At 66.3% G+C, this 11,923-nt stretch carries 11 protein-coding genes; all 11 read right to left on the reverse strand.

Annotated features, from left to right (window positions below):
• Positions 1–62: 62 nt before the first annotated feature.
• The gene (locus tag AAFF27_21900) at positions 63–773 is read right to left on the reverse strand and encodes a transposase (protein ID XAH22629.1); all 711 of its coding nucleotides are present in this window, start codon (positions 771–773) and stop codon (positions 63–65) included.
• Between the two features lie 5 nt (positions 774–778).
• Positions 779–1,657: an SAM-dependent methyltransferase gene (locus AAFF27_21905; GenBank protein XAH22630.1), complete on the reverse strand. Its 879-nt coding sequence runs from the start codon at positions 1,655–1,657 to the stop codon at positions 779–781.
• Positions 1,654–2,244, reverse strand: coding sequence for a DUF1415 domain-containing protein (locus tag AAFF27_21910; protein ID XAH22631.1), 591 nt, complete (start codon positions 2,242–2,244; stop codon positions 1,654–1,656). Before AAFF27_21910 ends, AAFF27_21905 begins: the two co-directional genes overlap by 4 nt.
• Positions 2,245–2,273: 29 nt before the next feature.
• Entirely contained in the window at positions 2,274–3,479 is a 1,206-nt protein-coding gene (locus tag AAFF27_21915; protein ID XAH22632.1) for an MFS transporter, read from the reverse strand.
• Positions 3,476–4,687 carry a deoxyguanosinetriphosphate triphosphohydrolase gene (locus tag AAFF27_21920; protein XAH22633.1) on the reverse strand — a complete coding sequence of 404 codons (1,212 nt, stop codon included), beginning with the start codon at positions 4,685–4,687 and terminating at the stop codon, positions 3,476–3,478. Before AAFF27_21920 ends, AAFF27_21915 begins: the two co-directional genes overlap by 4 nt.
• Positions 4,688–4,706: 19 nt before the next feature.
• The gene (gene aroB, locus AAFF27_21925; protein XAH22634.1) at positions 4,707–5,846 is read right to left on the reverse strand and encodes a 3-dehydroquinate synthase; all 1,140 of its coding nucleotides are present in this window, start codon (positions 5,844–5,846) and stop codon (positions 4,707–4,709) included.
• A gap of 128 nt (positions 5,847–5,974) precedes the next feature.
• A complete protein-coding gene (locus AAFF27_21930; protein XAH22635.1) occupies positions 5,975–6,526 on the reverse strand; it encodes a shikimate kinase in 552 nt (183 codons plus the stop codon).
• Positions 6,523–8,466 carry a hypothetical protein gene (locus AAFF27_21935; protein ID XAH22636.1) on the reverse strand — a complete coding sequence of 648 codons (1,944 nt, stop codon included), beginning with the start codon at positions 8,464–8,466 and terminating at the stop codon, positions 6,523–6,525. Before AAFF27_21935 ends, AAFF27_21930 begins: the two co-directional genes overlap by 4 nt.
• Before the next feature lie 44 nt (positions 8,467–8,510).
• Positions 8,511–10,688 carry a type IV pilus secretin PilQ gene (pilQ, locus tag AAFF27_21940; protein ID XAH22637.1) on the reverse strand — a complete coding sequence of 726 codons (2,178 nt, stop codon included), beginning with the start codon at positions 10,686–10,688 and terminating at the stop codon, positions 8,511–8,513.
• On the reverse strand, positions 10,685–11,209 hold the full coding sequence (locus AAFF27_21945; protein ID XAH26292.1) for a pilus assembly protein PilP: 525 nt from the start codon (positions 11,207–11,209) through the stop codon (positions 10,685–10,687). Before AAFF27_21945 ends, pilQ begins: the two co-directional genes overlap by 4 nt.
• Before the next feature lie 17 nt (positions 11,210–11,226).
• Complete coding sequence (locus tag AAFF27_21950; GenBank protein ID XAH22638.1) at positions 11,227–11,919, reverse strand: type 4a pilus biogenesis protein PilO; 693 nt, start codon at positions 11,917–11,919, stop codon at positions 11,227–11,229.
• Positions 11,920–11,923: the final 4 nt, after the last annotated feature.

Raw genomic sequence — 11,923 nt, forward strand, 5'->3', positions numbered from 1 at the left:
ATCGGAATTAAAATGGGGACACATCAAAAATAAGAGCATAAAGCCGGCGACCATCCTGGGATTCAGGCACTTTTCTCTTGAAAGTCCGGTGCCGCCGCGGGCCGGCCAGGCCGCGCCTTGTGCAAACGGCGCGGCGTGAGTTTTTGCAGCGATGCCACAAATTCGGCGCTGCCCAGCGCCCACTCTCCGTGCGAGGCCTCTTCCAACTGACGCTGGCTGGCGGCGTCCAGGCCGGTGCGCACCAGTTCGGCGTAGGCCGCCTCGCGCGCAAACGGGGTGTTGCCCAGCTCCCAATAGGCTGCGGGCGGCGCCAGCAGGCGGTCCGGCCGCTGGCCGGCATAGTGGCGGTGGCTGCTCCAGGCGTAATCCTGCGGCTGCGGGGCCAGGCCCCGCTGCACCGGCAGGTTGTCCAGCGCCACCATGGCGGGCAGCAGCCAGCGGCCGGCCTCCAGCAGGTGCGAGCGGTAGCGGCCCTCCCACAAGGTGCCGCGCCGGCCATGGCGGTCGTTGAAGGCCCGCACATAGCGCCGGCCCACGCCCTGCATCCACAAGGGAAAGCCGCCCTCCTCCTGCGGCGTGGCCAGCAGGCGCAACTGGTCGGGCAGCAGCAGGTAGGCATGCAGCAGCACGCCTTGGGCGGCGGCATGCTCGCCCAGCAGGGCCAGCAATTCCTCGGCGTCCTCGTCATCACGCACGATGGCCTGGCCGCCGTTGCCGCGCAGCATCAGGTGGTGCGGGTGGCCAGGAAGGGCCAGACGGGGCAGGCGGGCCATGGCCGCTAAGCAGTGGGCAGGCGCGGAAAGCGTGCCGGCTGCAGCGATGCCAGGCCGAACTCTTCCAGGATGGCCCGCATGCGCTCGGCCGCGCTGCGCTTGGGGCCGCCGCCACGGCGGGCGATGATGAGTTCGTTCTTCATGCTGTGCTCCCAGCCGACCAGCTCGGTCACCGTGACCTGGTAGCCGCAGGCTTCCAGGTAGAGGCAGCGCAGCACGTTGGTGATCTGGCTGCCCAGCTCGCGCGTGTGCAGCGGGTGGCGCCAGAGTTCGGCCAGGGGCGTGCGCGCCAGGGCCAGGGCCTTGTTCTGGCGCAGACAGGCGGCGGCTTCGGCCTGGCAGCAGGGCACCAGCACCATGCAGCGCGCGTTCTTGGCCAGGCCGAATTCGATGGCGTCGTCGGTGGCGGTGTCGCAGGCGTGCAGCGCGGTGACGACATCGATGCGCTCGGGCAGCGCGGCGTCGGTGGTGGCCTCGGCCACGGACAGCGGCAGGAAGGACATGCGCGCAAAGCCCAGTTGCGCGGCCAGGGCGCGTGATTTCTCGACCAGCTCGGCGCGCGTCTCTATGCCGTAGATATGGCCCGAGCCCAGCGCGCGGAAGAACAAGTCGTAGACGATAAAGCCCAGGTAGGACTTGCCCGCGCCGTGGTCGGCCAGGGTGGCGCCGGCACCGCCTTCGGGCAGCTCTTTCAGCAGGGTTTCGATGAACTGGTACAGGTGGTAGACCTGCTTGAGCTTGCGCCGCGAATCCTGGTTGAGCCGGCCGTCGCGGGTCAGGATGTGCAGTTCCTTGAGCAGCTCGACCGACTGGCCGGGGCGCAGCTCGTCCGCCAGCGGGTTGGCTGCGGCGGCCGTAGCGGCGTGCGAAGGCTTCTTTTTCATGCGCCCTCCCCCGCTGCATGGCGCGCACCGGCGCCGGGCCCCACGTCCAGCGCCTGCCAGCCGGCAAAGCCCAACTGCTCCAGCGTGTCGATGTTGTGGCCGAAGATAGCCTCGGCATCAGGGAAGGCCTCGACCGCGCGGTCTATGCTGGCCTCGCGCAGCAGGTGCAGCGTGGGCCAGGGGGCGCGGTTGCTGCAGTTGCCGACGTCGTCGGCCTCGGTGCCGGCAAACTGGTATTGCGGGTGGAAGCTGGCAAGCTGCAACACGCCGTCGAAGCCGCGGCGCGCCAGCAGGCGCTCGGCACGGCCCAGGAAATCATTGAAATCCAGAAAATCTTCCAGACAGCCAGTTGCTATCAAAAGTGTAGTATCACGCCGGCTAGGGTCCTGGGCTTGAAGGCTTTTTGCCTCAAATTCCAGGGCCTCCAGCAGATCGCCGGGCTCGGCCGAATCGCAGACCGCGTAGTGCACCTGGCCGCGCACGTGTACGGCCTTGGCGAAGGGGCAGAGGTTCAGGCCGATGACCGCGCTTTCAAGCCAGGCTTGGGTGTCGGCAATGGCGTTGGAATCGGGGGGAATGGCGGGCACGGTGCGCAGTGATGGGACGGCGGGCGATTTTACCGGCGGGGCCGCGCTGCCAGCATCGCCCCCACGACGGCGCAGATGCCAGTCACCACCCAGGTCCACTGCCAGCCGCCCGCCATGCTGGCCACCCAGGCCACCAGCGGCGGCAGCGCGAACTGGCCAAAGGCAGAGCACTGCTGCATCCAGCCGACGGTGGTGGCCACCGTGTCTTCGCCCGGCGCCACACGCACCGCCTGCGAAAACAAGGTGCCCGGCACCATGCCGCCACACAGCGAGAACGCCAGCACCGCCGCGTAGCGCAGCGCGGGCAGGCCTTCGGTGGCGGGCACAAAGAACAGGAAGGCGCCTACGGCCATGGCCGCATAGCCGGCCCACAGCAACCGCCGCGGCGCCACGCCGCGCTGCAGCCATTGCCCGGCGGCAATGTTGCCGATCATGTTGACCGCCGCCACCAGGGCGCTGAGCCCGCCCGCCGCGAGTGGCCGCACGCCGGCCTGGGCATAGAGCGCGGGCAGGAAACCCACCACCGCCAGCCAGGGCCCGGAGTAGCTCGCAAAACCCAGGGCCACGCGCCACGGCCCGGCCGCGCCCAAGGTACGCCGCAGCCGCCCGGACCACTGCGGCCAGGACGCCACCAGCCGCCGGAACACCGGCGACCTGGCCACGGGCACGGCCAGCACATCCGCCGGCACCGCGCGCCACACCCACAGCGCCATCAGCGCCGTGCCGGCCGCCAGCAGCAGCCACCAGGCGCGCCAGCCCACGGCCTCCATCCACCACGGCCCGACCAACAACGCCAGCGCCGTGGCAAAAGGCATGTAGGTGCCCCAAAAACCCAGCATGGCCGGCAAGCGCGAAGGCGCCACCAGCCGACGCAGCAGGCTGGGCCCGGGCAATGAGGCCAGCATGAAGCCGCAGCCCTCGGCCACGCGCAGCGCCAGCAAGGCGCTGGCCGAGGTCGCCAGCGCGCCCGCCGCACTGGCCAGCGTGAGCAGCACCAGGCCGCACAGCAGGCTGCGCCGCAGCCCGACGCCATCGGCAACCAGCCCGAACAATATGCCCAGCGCCATGCCCGCGAACTGCACGGTGGACAAGAGAAAACCCGCCTGCACCAGGCTGATGCCAAGCGCCTGCTGCAGCGCCGGGATGGCCGGCGGCAGCTTGGCGACATGCAGGGCGGCCGAGATGCCGGCCAGGATCACCAGCGCTGGCGCGAAGCGCGCGGCGCGGGCCGTCACGGGAAGATCTGGCGGCCGGTGAGCCGCTCGTGCTCACGCACCGCGAAGCGGTCGGTCATGCCGGAGACGTAGTCGGCCACCACACGCTCGGGCTTGGCGTCTGCGTCAGCCTGCGCGCAGGCCAGGGCCCGCGCGCCAAAGCCGCCGCGCATTTCCTCGGGCGCGGCGCAGTAGGCGGCGAACAGGTCGCGCACCACCTGGCGCGCATGGCCGGTGGTGGCCATGACCTGCGGATGCCGGTAGAGGTTCTGGAACAAAAAGCGCTTGAGCACGCCCGACTCCTGCCGCATGGCGTCGCCAAAGCGCACCAGCGGGCCAGCCTGGCGCGCGGCATCGGCGCTGGCGGGCGCGGCGGCTTCCAACGCGGCGCCGGTGGCGGCGATCACGTCGTAGACCTGGGCGCTGAGCATGCGGCGGATGGCCTCGTTCAGCAGCCGGCGCGGCCCACGGCCCTGGGCCAGGTGCGGGTGCTCGGCCAGCGCCTCGCGCCGGTAGCGGTCGAACAGGGGCACGGCCTCCATCTGCTCCAGCGTGATCAGGCCGGAGCGCACACCGTCGTCGATGTCGTGCGCGTTGTAGGCGATCTCGTCGGCCAGGTTGCACAGTTGCGCCTCCAGGCTGGGCGCCGTGCGGTCGATGAAGCGCCGGGCCACGCCGTCGGGCTCGCCCGCCTCCAACCGCTCGGCATTGGCGCGCGAGCAGTGCTTGAGGATGCCGGCGCGGGTCTCGAAGCTCAGGTTCAGGCCGTCGTAGTGCGGGTAGCGCTCTTCCAGCACATCGACCACGCGCAGGCTCTGCAGGTTGTGCTCGAAGCCGCCGTGCCCGGCCATGCAGGCGTCCAGCTCGTCCTGGCCGGCATGGCCGAAGGGCGTGTGGCCCAGATCATGCGCCAGCGCAATCGCCTCGACCAGGTCCTCGTTGAGCCGCAGCGAACGCGCGATGGATCGGCCCAATTGCGCCACCTCCAGCGAATGCGTGAGCCGCGTGCGAAACAGATCGCCTTCGTGGTTCAGAAACACCTGGGTCTTGTAGACCAGCCGCCGGAACGCGGTGGAGTGCACGATGCGGTCGCGGTCGCGCTGGTACTCGGTGCGCGTGGGCGCCGGCGGCTCGGGAAAGCGGCGGCCCCGGCTCTGCGCCGGGTCACAGGCATACGGCGCCAGAAATTTAGAAGAAAAGTGGCTGATATCCAGGGTGGGCGCCGGCATATAGCTATCAACTTAGTAGCTAGCTGCAGGCCGCAATCACTTCGCGCACCAGAGCATCTGGCGCGGCGCGCATGGTCGCCCGGCCGGGGCCGTCGATCAGCACGAAGCGGATCTCACCGCCCTCGGCCTTCTTGTCCACACGCATCAGTTGCAGCCAACGGCCAGCGTTGTCGGCAGCGTCCAACTGCGGCGCTTTCACCGGCAGGCCGGCACGGGCGATCACGGCGGTGAGGCGCGCCACAAAAGCCGCATCCACCAAACCCAGGCGCTGCGACAGCGTGGCCGCCATCACCATGCCGCAGCCCACGCCCTCGCCATGCAGCCAGGCGCCATAGCCCAGGCCGGATTCGATCGCGTGGCCAAAGGTGTGGCCGAAGTTCAGGATGGCGCGCAGGCCGCCTTCGCGCTCGTCCTCGCCCACCACCGCGGCCTTGATCTCGCAGCTGCGCTGCACCGCATGGGCCAGGGCCTTTGCATCGCCGGCGCGCAAGGCGTCGACATTTGCCTCGATCCAGTCGAGGAAGGCCATGTCGGCAATCGGACCGTACTTGATGATCTCGGCCAGGCCGGCGCTGACCTCGCGCGGCGGCAGGGTCTGGATGGTGTCCAGATCGCACACCACCAACTGCGGCTGGTAGAAGGCGCCCACCATGTTCTTGCCCAGCGGGTGGTTGATGGCGGTCTTGCCGCCCACCGAGGAGTCGACCTGGGCCAGCAGCGTGGTCGGCACCTGCACAAAGGGCACGCCGCGCATGTAGCAGGCCGCAGCAAAGCCGGTCATGTCGCCCACCACGCCGCCGCCCAGCGCGAACAGCACGGTCTTGCGGTCGCAGCCCTTTTCCAGCAAGGCGTCGAAGATGAGGTTGAGCGTGGGCCAGTCCTTGTGCGCCTCGCCGTCGGGCAGCACCACGGTGTGCAACTGCGGATAGTGCGGCGCCAGCGCGGCGCGCAGGGCGGCCTCGTACAAAGGCGCCACCGTGCTGTTGGTGACGATCAGCGCCGTGGCGGCGCGCGGCAGTTGCGCGTAGGTGCCGGCGTCGGCCAGCAGGCCTTGGCCGATGCGGATCGCGTAGCTGCGATCGCCGAGCGCGATCTGCACCGTGGCACTCTGGCCGGGCAAGGAAGAAGGAATCAGGGAGGCAGGGCTGGCAGAAGACATCGGAATGGGATCAGGCAGTGGGGCAAACGGCCGTCCCGCTCAGGCATGGCCCCCGCCGCAGCAAGGCCCATGTGAGCCGATGGCCCTTGGAGGAAGAAGCCCTGGAGTGTAGAGCGTGCAGCGCCCGCTCAGGCCTCGGGCTTGTCGCCAGCCGGTGGCTGCCCGACCTCATAGCCCGAGAGTTCCAGCTGCATGACGATGGACGCCAGCAGCGCATTCACCGACGGCCGCCCGGTGTCGAGCGTGAAGTGGGCCACCTCCTGGTAGAGCTGGTCACGTGCCTGGAACAGTTCGCGCAATCGCGCCATCTGGTCATCGACCTGCAGCAAGGGGCGATTGCGGTCGTGCCGCAAACGCCGGTACAGGTCCTCAGGGGATGAACGCAGGTACACCACCTGCCCCGCCTGGCGCAGGCAGGCCCGGTTCTCGGGCCGCAGCACGGCACCGCCGCCGGTAGCCAGCACGCCGCGATGCTCACGCACCAACTGCTGCAGTACCGCCGCCTCGATATCCCGAAACGCCGACTCGCCCTCGCGCTCGAAGAACTCGCGAATGCTGCCGCCGATCTGCTCCTCGATCACATGGTCCGAGTCCGCAAACGGCACTTGCAAGCGCCGCGCGAGCTGGCGGCCCACCGTTGATTTTCCAGACCCGGGAAGGCCAACCAAGCAAATGATCAAGGCGAGATGGTCACCGTAGTGGCAATACCCAGAGGACTCGTTACGGTAACAGCGACGCTTGAGCTACTGCAGGCAGCATCCCCATTCAGCAGGATGAGATGCGAGGTGGGATATGAAGTCCCCGTCACCGTTGCCGGGCTAACAGAAGACACCGCACACGTTGAGCTGGCGGCTGCCATGCTGGCAGCGACTGTTGATCCATCGGGCATGGCATTGCCATTGGTATCGGCAACCGAGATCACCAATTGTTGAGGAGGGCTGCTGCTGACCTTGGTGATGACGGCACGGGACGTCGCCAAAGCAATGGAAAGCTGGCGCCGCACTCGAATGCTGCTGGTCCAGACCCCATCACATGTGCTCTGCACCGATGGCACCTGGAAACGCACCGGGCAAGTGGAGCTTCCCACCACGCCGCCCGGGTAGATCTGCTCCGTATCCTGGCGAATGCCATCCTCGTTGTCATCGCGAAACACCGTGCCAACATCGAATGTAGAGCTCGCATTCTGGAATGCCGCAGCATCGGCATCGTCATAGTAGTTATTGCCATTGGTATCGATGAAGCTCTCTTCACCATCTAGGTAGGCAAGGATCACGGCTCGACCATTCGACGGCCGCGTGCCCTGGCTGGTATAGGTGACGGTGCAGGCCGATGCACTGAGCGTGCAACTTCCTTGAATCAAGCCACTGGACGCAACGAAGGTGACCGCCGTCCCATCAGGCACGGGATTGCCTTGCCGGTCTGCCACGCGGAACGTAATCGAAGTGGTCACTCCGTCATAGTTGAAAGCCTCAATACTCAGTTTCCCTGCTGACATGGAAGCCGCATTCTGCGTGGGAATGCCAGAGGTAACCGCCAGGGTTAGTGACCCAGCGGTCAACGACGCATCCGAAGCCAGCGTCGCAGTCACAACCACGGGCGTGGGCAGCGGGCCTGCGGCCACCGTGATAGAGGCAAGACCGCTCGCATTGGTGCTGACAGTCTGCGTAGCAGTGGAGCCACCCGAGAACGTCACCCCCGCATTAACTGCGTTATTGGAGAGGCTAAACAACACGCTCTGCGAAGCCATGGCTTCGCCCGCAGCATTAACCACCTTGAACTTCAAGGTCGCCTGCTTGACGCCGCTTGCGGCCCTGGAGGTGTAGATCGTAGTCTGATCAGTGCTATCAAACAGCAAATTCGCGGCTTTTGCAGCGACAACGTTAATGCTTGTGGTCACAGCCGCAGAACCGGTGGCCTGCGCCGTCAAGGTCACCGGACCGCTGCAAGCACCAAGTGATTGGTAAACGCTGGAGACCGTTCCATCGCTGGCGCTGGCGGCCGAGGTGGGGCTGAAACTGCCACACGAAGCGCTGAAATTGACCGTGACTTGGCCTGTCGTCGCCGTAGTGCCGTTCACAGTGGCCCTTACCGTCACGGCAGAAGACTGCAGTGCGGTGATCGAAGTGCTGCTTGGTGCGAACTGGGTGAGCACAACATTGGCAGCAGATACCTGATAGTCAGCAGAGCCGGTAATGGCCGCACCATCAATTGTGGCGGTTGCCGTCAATGTGCCAGCAGCCGCGGAGGTCAAACTGAGGGGCGTTACCCTAACCCGGGCAATACCCGTGGTGTCCGTCAGCGCAGAAGCTGGCACCAGGGAAGCGATGCTCGTATCCGTAGAAAAGGTGACCAACTTATTGGCCACGACGGCACCTCCAGCGGTCTTTACCACGGCCTTGGCGTATGCGGCGGAAGAGCTGATCGAATTCGAGGCGATCGCTACGTCGGAAGAATCGACAATGGATACGGCCACCGTAGCCGTCGCACTACTGCCACCCGACCCATTGCCAAAGTTTCCGGTGCCGCTGTCACTTCCGCCCCCCCCACAAGCTGCCAGCATGGCCACAATGAACAATGCAGGCAGGCGTTTCCCCCATGCCACGAAATTCAGACTTTTCATATTCCCTCGACGTCTAGCCAGCTTGAAAATTTAACGGCCAACCCTCAGCGCTCCGCCATGCGGTCCGCGATCATTTTTGGCGTGATGAACATCAGCAACTCCCTCTTGTTCGAGATGCGCGTGCGCGTCTTGAACAGGTTGCCGGCAAATGGTATGTCACCCAGCAGCGGCACCTTGTCCTCGGAGTTGCTTTCTTCCAATGTGAAGATACCGCCGATCACGACGGTGCCGCCATTCTCCACCAGCACCTGGGTCTTCACGTGCTTGGTGTCGATCGCGATGCCATTGGTGGTGGTCTCGCCGCGCGAGTCCTTGTTCACGTCCAGGTCCAGGATGATGTTGCCCTCGGGCGTGATCTGCGGCGTCACCTCCAGCTTCAACGTGGCCTTGCGAAAGGCAATCGATGTACCGCCGGTGATGCCGCCCGCATTCTGCTGGTACGGGTACTCGGTACCTTGCTCGATCAGCGCCTTGGTCTGGTCGGCAGTGACCACACGCGGGCTGGACACGATCTTGCCCTTGCCATCGGATTCCAGCGCGGACAGCTCCAGGGTCAGGAAGCGATTTGCCGACGCATTGAAGATGGACATCGCGAAGGTAGCCGCTGCCGCCCCCGTAGTCGACGCTGCGGCCGGCAGGTTGACGAAATTGCTGGTGGTGTCCACCGTGCCGCCGGCGCCGGTGGACGCGGTGGCGTTGGAGTAGCTGGTGCCCAGTGCGACCCGGTTGTTGCCACTGAGCTGGTAGCCGCCCGTGCCGCCGTTCTGCGCCCGCAGGTCGCCGCCGCCCAGCTTGACCCCGAGCGAGCGGCTGAAGGTGTCGGAGGCCTCGACGATGCGTGCCTCGATCAGCACCTGCTTGACCGGGCGATCCAGCCGCGTGATCAGGTCCTGCACCTCGGTCAGCTTGCCCGCCGTATCGGTGACGAACAGCTGGTTGGTGCGCACTTCAGCAATGGCGCTGCCACGCTCGGTGAGGAAGCGCGCGTTGTTTCCGCCACCGCCGCCTCCGCCGCCGCCGGCACCCGAGACACCGGTCATGACGCCCAGCAGTTGCCGCACCACTTCCACGGACTTGGCGTAGTTCAGCTGGAACGCCTGCGTGCGCAGCGGCTCCAGCTTGCGGATCGCCAACTCGGCCTCCAGGTCCTTCTTGGCGCGCGCGTCGATCTCGTCCTTGGGCGCGATCCACAACACGGTACCGTTCTTGCGCATGCCCAGGCCCTTGGCCTCCATGATGATCTGCAGCGCCTGGTCCCAGGGCACATCCTTCAGGCGCAGGGTGAGCGTGCCACTAACGGTGTCGGAGGTGACGATGTTGAAGTTGGTGAAGTCGGCGATGACCTGCAGCAGCGAACGCACCTCGATGCTCTGGAAGTTCAGCGACAGCTTCTCGCCCGAGTAGCCCGGCCCTTGCGACAGCTTGTTGAGGTCGGTCTTCTTTGGCCGGACTTCGACGACGAACTGGCTATCGCTCTGGTAGGCGCTGTGCTCCCACTCGCCGCGCGGCTGTATGGTCATGCGCACGCGGTCGCCCACCACGGCGGTCGAAACGGTTTGCACCGGCGTGCCGAAGTCAGCCACGTCGAGCTTGCGCCGCAGCCCCTCGGGCAGCGACGACTTCAGGAAATCGACCACCAGCGCCCCGCCCTGCTGGCGCAGGTCCACGCCGACCTGGTTGCTGGGCAGCGAGACGACGATGCGGCCGGTGGCATCGTCGGTCCGGCGGAAGTCGATGTCGCGCAAGGGCGCAACGTCACTCGAACCGGGTTCGGCAAAGACCGGCGCGCTGGACACGGCGGAGGCCGTGCTGGCTATCGGTGCCAGCGACACCAGCAGCGAGCGCCCCTGGATCTGCGTCGTATAGGTGGTGGCCGCCTTGAGGTTGAGCACCACGCGTGTGCGGTCGCCCGCCTCCACCACCATGGCCGAGCGCAGGTTGCCCTGGTTCAGTTCGACCGACGAGCGTCCCAGGCGATTCGTGGCCCCGGGGAAATCAAGCGCAATGCGCGCTGGCGACTGGATCGCAAAGCCGGCCGGCACGGCGGCCAGGGGCTCGGTGAAATCGATGCGCAGCACGTCGGCACCGCCCTGGGTCGAGCCAGAGATCGATTCGATCGCGCCCTGGGCCTGGGCGGTGAAGGGCAGGAGCAGCAAGGCGCCTGCCAGCGTGATGCCACCCAGCCAGGCCCGTTGCAGGCGTTTGTTCAAAACATTCATCATTTGGCCTTTTCCTGCAACTGCAAGCTCGTCATACGCTCCATCCAGTCACCCGTGGCGTCGGGCACGATTTCTCGCAGCGTCAATTCGGTCTCGGTGATCTTCTGCACCCGCCCATAGTTCTGCCCCAGATGCTCGCCAACCCGCACCTGGTAGAGCAGGTTGTTGGCCCGCACCAGCGCGACCGGCCGCTCGGCCTTGACCATGCTCCCGACCATGGCCATGGCGTCCAGGGGGAAAGCCTCCAGCGGTTCCTTGCGGCGCAGCAGCTCGGGCGCGATCAGCGCCTCGTTGGCCGCGTTGTGCGGCGTGTCGCGGCGCAGGGCCTGCGTCAGCTTCTCAGGGTTGAACGGCTCTGCCGCTGCCTGCTGCACATAGTCTTCCGGCACGAACTGCTTGGGCTCGGCCAGGGGCGTGATCTTGGGGCGGGTCTGGGCCTTCTGCTCTGCCATCCAGGCGCGCAGGTCTTCATCGTCAGACGCACCGCAGCCGGCAAGCAGGCCAGCACACAGCACAGCGGTCATCCACAGGGTTGGCGTCTTCACTTGGCCGCCTTTCCCTTGGCGGTGGCCTTGCGCTGCGCCTCGATTTCGTCGCTGTCCAGGTAGCGGAAGGTGCGTGCCGTGACATCCATGACCAGTTGGCCGTCCTTGTCCTTATCCTTGTCCTTGGCGGGTGCGATGGACAGGTTGTTGAGCGTGACGATGCGCGACAGATGCGCGATATCCGAGGCAAACGCCCCCATGTCGTGGTAGCGGCCGGTCACGCGTACTGTGATCGGCAGTTCGGCGTAGTACTCGCGCACCCGGACGTCGCTGGGGCGGAACAGTTCGAACTGCAGGCTGCGCCCCAGGCCGGCCTGGTTGATGTCGGACAGCAGCGCCGCCATCTCGGCCTTGCTGGGCAGTTGCTTCTCCAACTGCAGCACATATTGCTGAACCTGCTCGCGCTGGCGCTTGAGCGCCTCCAGGTTGACGGCCTTGGCCAGCTTGGCCTGGTAGTCCTGGCGCAAGGTCTGCTCCTGGGCTGCTTCGGTCTCGAGCTCGGTCTGGTAGTCGCTGAGCCAGAAGTACCAGAGCGCTCCGACCACCACAGCCCCCAGCGCGACGCACAGCAGCACGCGCGGCAGGATCGGCCAGAGCGATGGGTCCTTGGGGTTGAGATTGCTGAACTGCCGCTGCAATCGCTGGAACTGCGCCGCCGCATCGAACTTGGGTTGTTTTTTGCTTGCCATGGCC

This window comes from Xylophilus sp. GW821-FHT01B05 (genome assembly GCA_038961845.1).
Taxonomy (GTDB): domain Bacteria; phylum Pseudomonadota; class Gammaproteobacteria; order Burkholderiales; family Burkholderiaceae_C; genus Xylophilus.